At 59.3% G+C, this 15,340-nt stretch carries 9 protein-coding genes; 3 read left to right on the top strand and 6 right to left on the bottom strand.

Annotated features, from left to right (window positions below; translation table 11 throughout):
- Nucleotides 1-21 precede the first annotated feature (21 nt).
- The 3 genes from HU724_RS22190 to HU724_RS22180 are packed head-to-tail and all read left to right on the top strand — an operon-like array spanning nt 22 to nt 8,438.
- Entirely contained in the window at nt 22-4,110 is a 4,089-nt protein-coding gene (locus HU724_RS22190) for a Tc toxin subunit A-related protein (protein ID WP_186567632.1), read from the top strand.
- Entirely contained in the window at nt 4,103-5,419 is a 1,317-nt protein-coding gene (locus HU724_RS22185; protein WP_186567634.1) for a hypothetical protein, read from the top strand. Before HU724_RS22190 ends, HU724_RS22185 begins: the two co-directional genes overlap by 8 nt.
- Nucleotides 5,400-8,438 carry an Ig-like domain-containing protein gene (locus HU724_RS22180; RefSeq protein WP_186567636.1) on the top strand — a complete coding sequence of 1,013 codons (3,039 nt, stop codon included), beginning with the start codon at nt 5,400-5,402 and terminating at the stop codon, nt 8,436-8,438. The genes HU724_RS22185 and HU724_RS22180 overlap by 20 nt, the downstream gene beginning before the upstream one ends.
- Nucleotides 8,439-8,451: 13 nt before the next feature.
- Here HU724_RS22180 and HU724_RS22175 read toward each other — a convergent pair whose 3' ends face one another.
- From HU724_RS22175 to HU724_RS22150, 6 genes are read right to left on the bottom strand one after another with little or no spacing between them, the layout of a single operon-like run.
- On the bottom strand, nt 8,452-9,780 hold the full coding sequence (locus HU724_RS22175; protein WP_186567638.1) for a DUF58 domain-containing protein: 1,329 nt from the start codon (nt 9,778-9,780) through the stop codon (nt 8,452-8,454).
- Nucleotides 9,777-10,778: an AAA family ATPase gene (locus tag HU724_RS22170; RefSeq protein WP_186567640.1), complete on the bottom strand. Its 1,002-nt coding sequence runs from the start codon at nt 10,776-10,778 to the stop codon at nt 9,777-9,779. The genes HU724_RS22175 and HU724_RS22170 overlap by 4 nt, the downstream gene beginning before the upstream one ends.
- A complete protein-coding gene (locus HU724_RS22165) occupies nt 10,775-11,938 on the bottom strand; it encodes a DUF4350 domain-containing protein (RefSeq protein ID WP_186567642.1) in 1,164 nt (387 codons plus the stop codon). Before HU724_RS22165 ends, HU724_RS22170 begins: the two co-directional genes overlap by 4 nt.
- Nucleotides 11,935-13,473: a DUF4129 domain-containing protein gene (locus HU724_RS22160; protein WP_186567643.1), complete on the bottom strand. Its 1,539-nt coding sequence runs from the start codon at nt 13,471-13,473 to the stop codon at nt 11,935-11,937. The genes HU724_RS22165 and HU724_RS22160 overlap by 4 nt, the downstream gene beginning before the upstream one ends.
- A complete protein-coding gene (locus HU724_RS22155; protein ID WP_186567644.1) occupies nt 13,460-14,437 on the bottom strand; it encodes a stage II sporulation protein M in 978 nt (325 codons plus the stop codon). Before HU724_RS22155 ends, HU724_RS22160 begins: the two co-directional genes overlap by 14 nt.
- Nucleotides 14,434-15,150, bottom strand: coding sequence for an RDD family protein (locus HU724_RS22150; RefSeq protein ID WP_186567645.1), 717 nt, complete (start codon nt 15,148-15,150; stop codon nt 14,434-14,436). Before HU724_RS22150 ends, HU724_RS22155 begins: the two co-directional genes overlap by 4 nt.
- Nucleotides 15,151-15,340 lie beyond the last annotated feature (190 nt).

The raw sequence follows: 15,340 nt of genomic DNA, 5'->3' as shown, positions 1-15,340 counted from the left end.
CGTATGACTGGAGCAAGGATCATGAGCCAAAGCATCATCGACGACCTGAACAACCAATATCGCATTGCGCTCACGGAATTCTGCGTGAGCTACTTCGCTGATAAAACACGTCACCGGTATCACAACATCAAAAAACCTGAGCATCTTGATGAATTGCTGCGTCTGGACACGCAGGACAGTCCCAAGGTGCCCAGCGCACGTGGCGCCGAGGGGATCAGCTGTGCGCAGAAGTTCGTCCACGCCGCCTATCAGCGGCTTGAGCCGGGCTATGTGACAGCTCGGTTTCCTCAAGACGATCTCAAGCGCTGGGAGCTTTACAGAAGCTATTCGGACTGGTCGGCATTGCAGATGCTTTTGATCTATCCGGAAAACTACATGACACCGTTCGTGCGGCCGGGCATGACGCAGTTGTTCCTGACGCTGATGACCGATCTGAATCAGACACGGCTCAGTACCGATTCGGTGTCGGTTGCCGTTCGCAACTATCTGAAAGCCTTTGAAGGGTTCTGCAATCTGGAAGTCATCAGTGCTTTCCTGCACGGCGACTCGGCTGTGAAGGGACGCTATTTCTTTATCGGTCGTGAGCGAGTGGCGCCTTACCGATACTTCTGGCGCGAGGCGCAAATCGAACTGACGCCGAGCTGTGCTGCAATCAGTCCGGCGGCATGGGGGCCATGGGCACCCATTGATGTCGGGGTTACCGGAACGGTACTGGATATGCGTCCGGTGTTCTGGAATGGTCGGCCTTGTCTGGTCTGGGCTGAACTTGCAGACGAGCTTGGGAAGGACCAGGAAGGATATGTTCCCTACAAGTTGAGCATCAACCTTGCTTTCAGGTCTCAGAATGGCGACTGGTCGCCTACAACGAATCTGCAAAACATATCCTATCCAGATACGCCTCCTGCTCTTGGCAGTCGCTTGATCGCCACGGTTCAGGTCAGCAAAAGTCATCCCAACGGCTGTCTGGGCGTATTGTTCTTCAACGGTGCCAAGGCAGCGACTCCAGTGTTGCTCGATGCGCTGTTTCGCCCTGTTGCCTGGTATGAGGGCGGCTGGCTGGAAATTCTGGCGGAACGTTTCGACAGCGTCCTGACCGTCCAGCATTCGTTGACTGAGCAAAGCTTGCCGAAGGTTGAAGCCTCGGACGAAGTGAAGGGGACGCTGACTGAGTTCTATGGATTGCACGCCATCCTGCTCACCCACTCCACGGGAGACAAGCTGATTGTTCAGGGCTTTTGCAAAACGAACAGCCAGGGGAGCGCGGCGAACGTCAATTTTGATTTGACACTGACCAACCCTGGGTCAGGCCAAGACCCAGAAATAATTACCGGCTCATTCCCGGGGCTGGGCGGATGGCAGACTGTATCGTTGACTTACACGCGTGCGGCCGGTGGATTTCTCACACCCCTCACTTTCACCTTCGGCGCCAGCGACTCCTCTACAGGTTACGGTAGAAAAAAATTCGTGTTGACCATGACGGGCATCGCGCGCTTCGACCCTGCTGTGCTGGAAAAGAACCGAAACGACGCGGCGCAGTTTTTGGCATTCAACAAGCCGGACACTTTGGCGCGGGTGCGCCTGAACTCGTTGTTCGCCCCGCATCTGGCCGCCCTTGCCAACTTTTCGCTGGATGCCTTGTTCGATTGGACGACGCAGTTCCTGGTTGAACCGGCTTCCGAAGCCGGAGAGGTCAATGAGCCAAACGGTGCATTCGACGGGGCCAACGGCTTGTATTTTTGGGAGCTGTTTTTTTATTTGCATCATCTGGTGGCCGCCCGCCTTCGCGAAGAGAACCGTTATCGCGAGTCCGATCTTTGGTTACGCAGGGTGTTCGACCCGCAAGCCATTGCTGACCCATCGACGACGAAGAGTTCTCCCGCCAAACCGGACTACTGGCGATGCCGCCCGCTGGTGCAGAAAGGCAATGTCGGCCATGAGTGCCTTACAGAGGACGACCCATACGCAGTTGCGTACTCGAACCCGCGACATTTCAGGATTCTGACCTTCATCGAATTCGTCAAGAACCTGATCGAAGAAGGTGACTGGTATTACCGCCAACAGACGCGGGACAGTTTGGTGCTCGCCAAAGAGTGTTATCTGCAGGCCCAAGAGCTAATGGGCGACCCGCCTTCAGCGCGTTCGGTGACGGACTGGCAACCGGTATCGCTCGGGGCGCTACTTGAAAACAGCAGGACACGCCCGGGGCTGGAGGCATTTGAACGTGCTCTGATTTATTCCCTGGCAGACGTACCTCCTTCTGCCCGTTTCAAACCATCGATGGGCATGCTTGCGAGCGGGCCGTTCAAGTTCCCGACCAATGACCGCTTGACGGCGCTGTTCCAACTGCCGCAGCGTCGTCTAAACAACTTGCGCAATTGGTTGAGCATTGATGGCAAGGATCTTTACCTGCCGCTGTATGAACAACCGGGTGATCCTGCGCAACTGTTACGTGATCTGGCTGCTGGACCCAACGCCGGCCCCAGACCAATGGGCGGGGGGGCAGTCGTCAATGCCTATAACTGGCGAGTGACATTCGAGTTCGCGCTGCGCTCCGTGCAGATGTTGAAGGAGTTCGGCGACCGGGTGCTGCGCTTTCTGGAACAGCGCGATACAGCACAACAGGTTGAGATACAGCAACGGCATTTGGTTGAGCAAGGCGAATGGACAAAGGCCATTCAGGAAAAGTCCATCGCTCAAATGGAAGCGACGCTGGTAGCGTTGCAGCAAAGTCGCGAGGCGGTGCAGCAACGTTACGATGGTTTGTCCGAGTGGTTCACTGAAAATGTAAGTGCTGAAGAGTACCGGATCATGGATGACATTCTCGCCGCCAAACAACTCAATCAGGCGTCGACGGCCATGGAGGTCACCGCAGCGGCAATGGCCCTCGTACCCAAAATCGCTGGTATGTCCTTCGGCAATATGTTTCCTGAAACTGTGGGCCATGCCGTTGCCCGTGGTATGCAAATTGCGTCCATGGGCAAGTCGGCAGACGCGGAAAAGAGAGCAGTGGCTGAAGGCTATCGTCTGCGTCGCCGCGAATGGGGAATGCAGCGCAACCTCGCGCTCGCTGAACTGTCGGCGCTTGACGAGCAGATCAAGGCGCAGGAAATTGCAGTGGAAGCGGCCCGGGCCAGCGAGCAACTGGTATTGCAGACAAATCGCCAAGCGTTGGCGCTTTACGACTTCTTGCAGAAACGCAGCACTCACAGCCAGTTGTACGACTGGTTGCTGGCACAGCTCAAGGCGCTGTATTACCAGGCTTATGATGCCACGCGCAGCCTGTGCCTCAGTGTGCTGGCATCGCGCGCTGCGCAAACCGGCGATTACGACTCGCGGCCGGCTTTGCCTCAGCCATGGTCGGAGAAACATCATGGTCTGGCGGCTGCCGAGCACCTCAATAACTTTCTGATGAACATCGAGCGCGATCACCTGCAGAGCTATGAGCGGCGTATCGAGCGAATCAAGATCATTTCCTTGCGCCAGCTCTTTGATGATGACGTCGAACCTCAGCTCGATGCACCCACCTGGGCCAAGGCGTTGCAAAAGTTGCAGACCACCGGCCGGCTGGCATTCGAAGTGACAGAGTTGAATCTTAACCGCGGCAGTCCCGGTGAATATTGCCGTCTGATTCAATCGGTTGAAGTGGACCTCCCGGTACTGCTTGCGCCGTATGAGTGTGCTGTCGCCACTGTGAGGCAGAACGGCAGTCGAACCGTCATCAGCCCATCGCCGCGAGTGGTGGACTTTCTACACGGAACCAATGACCAGAATCCACCTGCAGGCATGGTGGTCAATGTGCGCCCAGGACAACAGATCGGAATTTCCGAGGGCGTCAGGGATGATGGACGCGTGGCGGATGAGCAGGACGCGGGCTTGCTTCGCACCTTTGCATGTACGGGAGTCGTTTCATCGTGGTCCATCGAATTTCCGTGGTGGAGCCTGGCCGCGCAGGCTGCTCTGCTCGCGTCCATCACCGACATCATCATCACCATACGTTATACGGCCAAGGCCGGTGAGGCGCCGTTCCGGCTGGCCGTGGAAAATCTGGTAACAGAAGCGATGCAGACCGCCAGTAAGCGCAAGGCCAAACGGAGTCAGCGTCATGTCTGATTACGACGTCAGGGCATTACGGAATCTGCTGCGCAATGGTGATTTTTCCCTGGGGCTCGAAAGCTGGACAAGAGGACCGGTCAAACCGTCGAACCTTATAACGAAGGCTTTTGAATGTGCAAACGGCGACGAGATACGCGTGCTTTCCGCTTCCGACGGCGCATCCGTTTCTCAACGGATGACGTTATCCAAGAGTGCCGGAATCGACGTCAGGTATGTCTTGAGCTGTCTCAATGTGATGAATCACAGTGAGGACGGCCGCTTGATACTCAGCGTGGAAGGATCCCCCGAAAAGCAGGAAATTGCTTTGCTGGCGGGGCCACTTCGTGATCGGCAGGCCGACCTTGTGGACGAGAACAATGGTCTGGCCCCGATATTCGAACCGCGCGCATACGAAGTGGATGTGACATTGCCCCTTGAGGACAAAAACATACTTCGAGTCGAAGTCATCAGTCCGGGCAACGAAGAAGGTGACTTTACCTCGTCGCTGCTTATCACCGGGCTTGACCTGCAGTTGCATTTGCCGGCGACGCAGGTACAAACATTTGAGCTGGATGGGAAACAGTTTCCACTCCAGCGGGCTGTGCCGCTGTGCTTTGGAGCCCTCGGCGAGCTTTCGCACCGATTCAGATGTGTGCACGCGCAGGATGATGCCTGGCGAGGGACGCAGGCTTCCTTGACTATCGAAAATAATCCTCAGGGCGCAATTGTCGCCGATCCAGACTGTGGCAGGGACAAACCGCTGGATGACTTTTGGCGTTTCGATTGCCCGGAGATCGACGGCGACCGCCCCTATCTTTTCACTCTGCGCTTAGCGAACGAGTTCAACGCCCCCGTGCTGGACATTTCCGTCTCGCTGGGTGATCACCGTTTGAAGTTTCTCCAGTTCGAAAACGCAGCGCATTACGTGGTTCTCGAGCATGGCCAAACGATAAGGGTTGGCGTCCGTGTGGGCTCGTATTACACCCAAAAGGCACTGCAAGGGAAAAAGGTCAGCTGGAAGATAACAGGTACGCGCGCCAAGCCTGCGCCGAAGAGGAACAGGCAGACAACGACGACCGACCGTGAGGGCTGGGCATGGTTTGAACATGTACCGGTTGCAGCCGGCGTTGTGCGCATCGAAACCTCTGTCGAAAGTCTCTATTACCTCGGCGGTGTAGTAACTCACGTCTTTGAGGTCAAGGTATTGGCGACCGACCCGCTGAAGGAGCTTTGCACGCTGGATGTGCAGGGGAGTAGCGCAGCCCTGGGAGCAGAAGGGATACCCCAACCGCGGGACAGTGTACGACTTGCGGATCCGCTTCCCTGAGATTCTCTGGGACACCGATGTGAGGCTGCACTGGATTGGTGAACCTGCCGATAAATTGGGTGTTACCGTTTCGCCACCGCTCGAAACAGCCGCTCGTGTAGGTCCGGATGGAATACTTGAATATCGTCTGGATAACGAGGACAGACAGGATGGCCGGTTTTCGCTGCAACTGAGCTCTGCGCATCTGTTGGAAAGCTCGCCTGCCAAACCCATGTCGCTGGCGCGCAATGACGTTATACCTGGTGAGGTGCGAGGGCCTGACAGAACTTGCGTGGTAGGTGAAAACGAAAGTGCACGGATGTGGGTGCAGGTATTGCACAAGACGGCATCAGGACCAAGTGGCCCGGTAGAGGGAGCGCTGGTTTTCTGGAAAAAGCCGGATGGGAGCGTGACGAGGACCCTGACAGGCACCGGTGGTTGGGCCAGTCATAGCCATCAGCCTGGAGGCGCGGGAGACCATCGTGTAACTGCCACCATCAAGGCTCACGAAGAAGCCGAGCCGAGCGAGATGGAATTTGTCGTGAAGGCGATTGCCACCAGCATCTGGAAGGCGCATGTGACATTAACCATGGACGGCGAAGCAATCGATCTCCAGACCATAGGATTGGTTTGCCGGCATGGACAGACACATGTGCTGAAGGTCAGTCCAGTTGCTGGCAGCCCATGGATCGGCAGCAAACGCATCAGTCTGGATTGGCGAGAGGGCGATCCACTGATTGGTCTGAACCCGGCTGATCTCGGCGTTTCTTTCCTGCTGGGGGCTGATGGATTGACATGGACCCTGTCCTCCAGCGCCGCCGAAAGTCTGAGCAGATCCTTTGAGTTGCGTTTGCGAGCCGACGACGTTGCAGACGATCGCGAGTTGTGCGGGCGTTTCATCAATCAGGACCTGACCCGAGAGCTTGGCGTCAGACTGGATCGCGTCTCGGCAGCACTTGACGGGCAGAAACTCTATCCCTGCCTCGGTGCGGATCATCGGTTTACCGTCTGGCTCAATGAGCTAAGTCCGCTGGTGGGCCTGTCAGCAAAGCTGGACTGGTCGGGAACGCCTGACGGCGATTTGGATGCGACCGTGAGTCCGCCCTTGACGCAATCGCAACCGCTGGGTGCAGAGGGCGCCATCTGGGAGCTTGGCTTCAGCGGCAGCAAGACGGCAGGCGACTTTGCGCTCGCTGCAAATCTGCCTCAATTGGCATTCGTCGCCCCCGTCACTCCCATGGTTCTGGCAAATAATGCCCTGAGTTTCAATTACATAGTGGAATCACCGGTGGACCCGGTAGTGGATCTGGATCGAGCCTGGACGTGGGCTAATGTGGTATCGCGTTTTACCGGGAAGGCGGCTGCCAATGTGCCGGTGTCATGGCGCTCTGGCGGTGACCCCGTAGCGGTCAACACCGACAGCGAAGGAAACTCCGGTTTTGCCGTTCTGCCAGTGAGCGCCGGCGTGCATACGGTGCGGGCGACTTTGCTCAGCCCCTACGACAGTTCCACCGAGGAGCGAAACGCCACATTCACGCCGCTGGCAGAAGATCTGTGGCCGCGGGTCAAGGTCAGCTTCGATGGCCAGACCAGTCAGGTTTGGGGCAGCGCCACGGGGTTTCCCCGCCGCAATGGCATTCACAGTATCGTGGCGTTTTTCCCGGAGGAGTTCGAGGGACAAACCGTACGTCTGGGTCATATCGGCACTGCACCATCAACCCTGGGCAATAGCTATGAGCCAGAGCTGGGCGTGGCGCAGGTCGTCACCAACGCAATGGCGAGGTTTGAGTTGCGCGCGGGAAATCTAACGGACGGCAGTTTTGCGTTGCGATTCTCCGCCGAGCGGCTGGCAAGGCTGTCGCCGACCAATGCGATGTCGCAGGGTACAGGTTCGCGGGTGATGAAAATCAGCTCGTCGGCCACCAAGGCCGGTGCGCAGCTTCTTTGGTGCGATGTCTTCGAGGAGGCCATCCAGGTCGTATCATCCATCAGTGGAAAACCGATGTCAGGAGTCTTGGTAACGTTCACGCACCCTGACCTGGGTGTTCTGGATGCCGAGACCGATTTTTACGGAAGGGCGTCGGTACGCTTTGTTCCTACAACTCCAGGTAACAGTCAAGTCATCGCAACGGTTGGCGATACTGTCAATTCGGCTTCGATTGCAATGGGTCTTTTCCTCGCGCAACCGAGGCGGATCGCCGAGCTTTATGAGTCGTCCGACTCACGCCAGCCTGCCGACGAAGCTCAAGCGCAGGCGAAGGCCAAAGTAACTTCTACGCTCACCGGATTACCTTTGGCAGGAGTGACCGTGACGTGGGAGTTTGCCGGGTACGTCGTGAGTTCGGTGACCGATTCCGCGGGTATCGCAGATTGGACTCACAAGGTTTTGAATGAAGGGGATGGTGCTCTAACGGCAACGGTTGAAGGGGGGCTTGGCGGTTGGGATATGGCTGTATTGGCTTATAGCGGGCAACTGCCGATTATTGAATCGCTCAATTGCGACAGGACCATGATCTATCGCGCAGATGAGGTGAACGCCTGGGCAGTCGTCAATATCCACTCCGGAGGCACACCCGCAACAAACCTGCCAGTCAACTGGCGATACGCCGGTAAATCGCTGCCCACATCGATTTCCGACGAGTACGGGATTGCTCAAGCAACATTTCTGGCTGCTGAAGTCGGGGAGTTTGAACTGGAGGCTTCACTGAATCTGGCCACAGGTTCGGTAACACGGAAGATCAACGTGCTTGCTCGGCCGAGCGTTATCTTGCGTTTGATTAATGCGTCACCGCTCATTGGTCAAGTGGGCAAGCCCGTGACAATCAAGGTTCAGGTCGTAACTATTCTGAGCGAGCCAGTCGTGGGCATGAGCGTGTTCTGGACCGTTAAGGGTGTGCCGTTGAGAGGAACTCCCAGCGATGAGAAGGGATGGTCAAAAGTGGTTTATGAACCCACGGCAACGGGCTCTGTCGATGTCAAGGCAATAGTGAACAATCCTGTGGGAGCAGCTGAAAACTCGCTGACTCTGGTCGTGATCTGAATGTGCCGTCGGATTAGAACGTGGCGGATTTTTTCCACTGAAAATAGCGCTTCACCAGTGCGGCTCCCAATCCTGCGGGGCGGACGTCCACCACATTAACTCCATGAGCACTCAGCCGCTCATGGAGTTCCGAACGCTCATTAAGGAAGTTGACGGTGCCGCAGTAGGCCAATGCCTCGGGCAGCGTTTGCACCGCGGTCTGACGCATCGCATCCAGCGCTTCTTCGCGCAGACTCGCCACCAGCACTCGGTGTGCTGCGCTCAGGCGCTTGACCGCGCCCAGCAGTTCATCATCTTCATCGCGCAAATTGGTCACCAGCACCACCAGCGCCCGGCGCTTCTGCCGAGCCAGCAACTGGTTGGCAGCAGCCTGAAAATCAGCAGGACGCTGCGTACTCTCGAGGTCATAAATCGCATTGAGCAGCACATTCAGTTGACCGCTGCCTTTGACCGGCGCCACGTAGCGCGGTTGATCGCAGGCAAACGTACTCAACCCCACCGCATCGCCCTGACGCAACGCCACATAGGCGAGCAACAGACAGGCATTGAGCGCGTGGTCGAAGTGCGACAACTCACCATCCTGACTGCGCATTTGCCTTCCGCAATCGAGCAGAAGAATGATCTGTTGATCGCGTTCATCTTCGTACTCGCGCGCAATCGGCGTGCGTTGGCGGGCGGTGGCTTTCCAGTCGATCTGGCGCAGGCTGTCGCCCTCGCGAAATTCGCGCAACTGATGGAATTCCATGCCCTGACCACGACGTTGCCGTTGGCGTATACCGAGCTGGCTGAGCCAGTTGTCGACGGCGCGCAACTCACCTCCGTACAGTCGGGCGTAGTCCGGGTAGACGCGGGTCTGATCGGCGATCTTCAGCAGGCGCTTGCCTGACCACAATCCCAGCGGGCTCGGCAGGTTGGCTTCGCAGTGTTCGAAGCTGAAATGCCCGCGCCTGGTTGGGCGCAAGCGGTAACTGATGTGGCTGATTTGGCCGGTTCGAAGCTCGACGTTCAGTGGCAAATGTTCAAATGCGAGACCGTCAGGAATGTGGTCGAAAAGGTCAATGTCCAGTGGCTCGGCGAAGTCATGGCTGATTTCCAGTTTCACCTCTGCCCAGCGTCCCAGAGCCAGGCTGCCGGGCATCTGCCGCTTGATGCGTGGCGAGGGCAGGCGCCTGAGGCGCACAGCGTCGATAACCGCCAGGGCCAACAGCGCGAGCAGCAGCCCCCAGTTGATCGAAATCAGGCTGGACGGGAGGTCGATCTGCAAGGCCTGCAAAGTGCCGAGCACAATGCTGGAAACCAGCAGCAGAGCCAGCCAGATCAGCAGCAGGCGCGCGGGTTTCACAGGCGCGGCGCCGGCACTTGATCGAGCATTTGCTGCAGCACCTGATCGACCTGCAACCCTTCGATATCCAGCTCCGGAGCGATGCGCACGCGATGGCGCAGCACGGCCAGCGCGCAGCCTTTGATGTCATCCGGGATTACAAACTCGCCGCCGCGCAACAAGGCGCGGGCACGGGCGCAACGCACCAGTGCAATCGAGGCGCGCGGCCCGGCGCCGAGGGTGAGGCCCGGCCAGCTGCGCGTGCTGCGCGCCAGGCGCACGGCGTAATCGAGCACCTGATCATCCAGCGGCAGATCGCTGGCAATACGCTGCAACGCCTGCACGTCTTTGGCTTGCAACACTGTGCGTAGCGGTTGCACATCGAGCATGTCGGCGCGGGTCGAACGACAGACCTGACGGACCATGTTCAGCTCCTGATCGGCGTCGGGATAATCCATGCGCACCTTGAGCATGAAACGGTCGAGCTCGGCTTCCGGCAGCGGATAGGTGCCTTCCTGTTCGATCGGGTTCTGCGTCGCCAAAACCATGAACGGTTGCGCGATGGGCAGGGGGCGACCTTCGAGTGTCACCTGGCGTTCCTGCATGGCTTCGAGCAATGCCGCCTGGGTTTTTGCCGGGGCGCGGTTGATCTCGTCCGCCAGCAGCAGGTTGGTGAACAGCGGGCCTTTGCGCAGCTTGAACTGCTCGGTCTGCAGGTCATACACGGCGTGGCCGGTAACGTCGCTGGGCATCAGATCCGGGGTGAACTGGATGCGCGCGAACTCGCCGCCGAAGCATCGCGCCAGTGCCCGCACCAGCAAGGTCTTGCCCAGACCGGGCACGCCTTCGAGCAGCACGTGGCCGCCGGCGATCAGCGCGGTCAGGACATCGTCGACCACCGCATCCTGGCCGATCAGCGCCTTGTTCAATTCATTGCGCACTGCCTGCGCCAACTGGCTGGCGCGCTGGCGCTGCTGGGCAGCGTGAGTCACGCTGCCGGGCTCGATCTGTTCAGTCATAACGCGTTCCTCAAGGTTTGCAGATGAGCGACCTGGCGGCTGAATTCGGCGCTGGACAAACGCTGCTTCGGACGTGGGCTCAGGGCCTGGCTGATGGCGCGGGTGGGTTGCCGGGTCAGGCGCGATAACGCCAGCCATTGCTCGGCCACATTCAATTGATCGAAACCGGGATGGCGGCGGCGGGCGCTGCGCAGGATGTCTTGTTGCAAGGCTTGCAGCAGCGCCTGCTGGCCGTTGTGGCGCAGCAGGAAGTCGGCACTGGCACGCAGATGCTCCAGCAGTTGGCGGCGACCTGCTGGCGCCGGCATTTGCACCGGGCCGTGACGCACGCCGGCCTGCCACAACCACAGGCCGATCAAGGCGAGCAGGGCGACGATGGCCTGCGGGAAGTAGCGCCAGAGCAAGGTCCACAAGCCATCGTGCGCCGTGTTGTAAATCAGCGTGACGTCGGTGTCGGCGCTCAGGTACCAGAGCAGCCAGGCGTTGTCGTACTTGCCGATAGCGCCGGTTTTCCATAACTCGGCATCGGTGACCACGGTGATCGTGCCGAGGCCGTACACCCGTTGCATCATGTGCGTGGCCTTGGCGCTGTTGGCCCAGGCTTGCGCGACATTGTTCGGGTCGTCGAGGTGGAAGTCGGTGTCGAAACCGGCGTAGGCCGGCGCGTCTTCGTCTTCCAGATAGAGCTTGGTGAGTTTCGGGTAGCGGTCCTTTTCCACTGCTTGCGGAGCATCTTTCAGATCCTTGCTCAGCGATTGCTGCAGTTGCACCCGGTCGAGCAGCAGATCATTACTTTGCCGGGTTTGCGCATCCCACAGCGATTCCGCGACAAATACCAAGCGTCCGCCGGCGCGAGTCCAGTTCAGCACCTGATCGACTTCACGCGGCGTCATCCGCGCGCGCTCGCCGAACAACAACAAGGTGTGGCTGTGCGGATCGATCTGCGGCAGTACCGCCAGGGTCTCGGCGTGACTGACCGCGAGGCCGCGCTCGCGCAGGAACATTTCCGCCGCCAGATAAGGATTGGCTTGCGCGGCAGGCGAGGGGCCGTGATCGACGGTTTCCTGATAGGGCCGGGCCTTGAGGTAGAGGAACAGGCTCAAGCCGCCCAGCAGCACAAGCGCCAGCGCAGCCAACGACCAGCCGATGCGCCGGTTCAATGCCCGGATCCTTTGCCGAACAATTCACGCCAGCCGTTGCACAGCTCTGCTTGCAGGTGCGCAGCTGGAAGTCGGTGCCCGTAGGCCATGTTCTGCCAGTGAACAGTGAGGTTGCGGCTGTAGGCGAGCAGGTCCGGGCGTTGTAATTGCTCAATGCGTTTGAGGATCTGGCTCTCGGTGTCGGCGGCTTTCAGCGTCAGGTCAAAATCATGCAGCAGACGGCTGAGCAGGCCGCGATAGAGCAGGCCCAGCGCGGCGCGAGGTTCGCTCAGCCACAATTGTTCGGCGCTGCTGGCAATGTCATCCGGCAGGGTTTCACGGCTCAGATCGAGGCCGAAGACTTGTGGCGACGTCGGCGGTTTGCTGCGCGCAGGCAGGTTCGGGCGGCGGCTGACGAAAGCCCGGAGGAATTCGCGATAACGCCAGGCCAGCCAGCCCAGCGCCGCGATCAGCGCGCCCCACAGCAGCACCTCAATCACGCCGGCGAGGGTATCGAGGTGCCGACCATCGAGCCAGCCGAGCAGGGTTTTCAGCCACTGCGGTGCCTCACCCGCTTGCGCGTCTTTGGCCGGACTTGCCGGGTCGTCGCCAAAGCGGTAGCGGGTGACGCTTTCCTTGTTCTTGAACGGCGGTTGTTCGAGCAGCGACTGAATACTGTCGCGCGAGGCCTGACTGGTCAGCGGCTGATTCAACAACCGAGGAGCATCCGGCGCATCGCTGGCCCATACCGGTTGCAGGTTCGGCAGCAACAGGCACGCGGCCAGCAACACACCGAGCACGCCGTTGTTCAAGCGCTGGCGCAAACGGCGGAAGACCAACTCGATGTCCCAGGCTTCCAGTTGTGTGCGGCGGTTCAGGTAGAGGCTGAAGCCGCAGGCAACATAAACCGGCTCCCAGACCACCAGGATCAGCGCATAAAAAGCGTTGGTCAGGTGCTCCAGCCAGCGCCAGTCCTGATCGGCGGCGAGCAACAGTGATTGCCAGTCCCAGTCGGTCTCGATCTGCTGCGGCAAGAGCATGTAGAACAGCAGCATCAAGCCGATCCACAGTGCTGTCTCCAGATGCACGCCGATAATCGTCAGCCATTGCGCGGCGCCGCCGTTGCGTTGCAGCAGCACCTGCAGACGTTGTTGTCGGGCCTCGCCGTCGAGGCCTTCGAGTTGCGTCACCGGCAGTACAAAGCTGCGACTCAGGCTCAGTCGTCGCCAGGTCAGACTCGCCAGCACTTGCGGCCTGAGCAGGCGCGGCCATTCACGCAGGGCTTGCTTGAGCGTCGGGGTTTCGCCGAACAGCGCTTTGGAGAGGATGTACAACGGCAGGCGTTCGAAGGCCGGTTTCAGCCACCAGAAAATGAACACCGCCAACGACGGCGAATCCCACAGCAACAGGCTGAGGACGGCGAACAGCGGCAGGGTGACGATCGCCCAACTGGTCATCAACAACCGCCGATGCTGCTGGCTCATCAGTACGCCCAGGTCCATGGCTTCCCAGGTCGTGCGCGGGCGGATCACTACGCTGGCGTCACTCAGGCGCATGGCGGGTCCTTCCGGCAAACAGCAGATACACCGCGACGGCCAGCCACAGCGCGGTGCCGACGGCGTATTTGGTCAGCGGCGTGACACTGGTTTTCGACGACCAGTAAGCCTCGATAAAAGCGGCGATCAGCAGGAACAGCATGACCCCGCACACCAGCAACACGCTCTTGCGCGCAGCCAGCCGGAGTGCCTCGCCGCGTGTCAGGCAGCCCGGTGCAATCAGCGCCCAGCCCAATTTGAGGCCCGCCGCTCCGGCGAGGGCAATCGCCGTTAGTTCGAATGCGCCGTGACCGATGACGAACGACCAGAAGGTCTGGCCAAAACCGATTTCGCTGAGATGCCCCGCCACCGCGCCGATGATCATGCCGTTGTAAAGCAGGAAAAATGCACTGCCCACACCCATCAGCAAACCGCTGGCGAACATCTGGAAGGCGATGCCTGTGTTGTGCATCACGTAATAGCCGAACATTACCCAGTCTTCGCTGGCCGCTCGCTCGGCCGAGCGTCCGAGGTGGCCGGCGACGGGGTCGTACATGCCTTGCATCTCGCGCACCTGTTCGGCCGGAATCAGGTTGTAGATCAGTTCCGGGTTCAGATAAACCAGCACGCCGAAACCGATCAGACTGCCGAAGAACAACAGGCTGGCGGCCGCAACAAAGCGCCACTGTTCGCGCACCAGTCGCGGGAAGTCGGCGAGGATAAAGCTGATGATGAGCGCCCCGAGGCGACTGCGATGCCGATAGAGCTGTTGATGGCCGCGCAGCACTTGCTGCTGTAATGAATCGATCAGAAAACTGCTGTAGCCACGCGCCTGGGCCAGAGCCAGATGTTGGCAGAGACGTCGATAGGCCTTGGGAAAATCGCTGACTTGCGCCGTATCCTTGCCGTGTTCGAGGCGTTCAAGCGCCACGGCGAAACGCTCCCATTCGGCCTTGTGGCGACTTTCGAACAGGCTCTGCTTCATGGGGTCGGCCCCAACAGGCCGCGCGCGATGCCATTGAGTTCAGACACGGCTTTGGGCGCAGAGATGTGCAGCGGCTGCGCCAGCAATGCCGCCAGCTCGTTGACCCGTGCGGGAGAGAGTTCGGCCTGACGCTCGGCGAAACCGAGTACCGCGCGTTGTTCGCTCAAGGTCAGTGGAACGGGGCAGCGACGAGGTTCGGCATCAGGTAATTGCGGTCGGCTCAGCGGCCGCTCGCTGTATACCACCAAGGTGCCGGCGGCAATGTCGCCGAGGCGTTTGAAGGTCGGGTGTTGCAGGCAACTGAGCGCTCCGAGGAAATAGCCTAAGGGCAGCAAATCGACAAAACGCAGCAGGTTGCGCAATAGCGAGGCCGACCAACCGATCGGCGTGCCGTCATCGTGTACCACGCGCAAACCCAGCCATTGCTTGCCCGGCGAGCGGCCCTGACGCAGCACCTCGAACAACACCATGTACCACCAGCTGATGGCAAACAGCAGCAAGGAACCGAGGCCCATGCCGAGCTTGCCGAGAAATGCCAGCGCGATGAACAGCACGCCGAGGATCAAGCCGCGAATGCCCAGATCGATGGCAAACGCCACGGCGCGCACCATCAGCCCAGCGGGACGCAACGGCAGGTCGATGCCTTCTGGCGTTTCGACCTGATGGCGCGTATCCAGCGGTGCTTTCCTTCGCGGTGCTGTGGGCTCGAGCATGGGCTACCTGATGTTCGCCTGTTCGGGGTGCAAGTGCGCCTGATGCTAGCAGCCTCTCGGGTGTGGGAGCGAGCCTGCTCGCGAATGCGGCGGATCAGTCAGTCCATTTGCAACTGACAGAAACCTTTCGCGAGCAGGCTCGCACACAGGGAAAATACGATTCACCTGTAGGAATATGGAGAAATTGTTG

The sequence above is a fragment of the Pseudomonas iranensis genome (assembly GCF_014268585.2).
Lineage (GTDB): Bacteria > Pseudomonadota > Gammaproteobacteria > Pseudomonadales > Pseudomonadaceae > Aquipseudomonas > Aquipseudomonas iranensis.
This window is presented reverse-complemented; position numbering and strand designations above follow the sequence as displayed.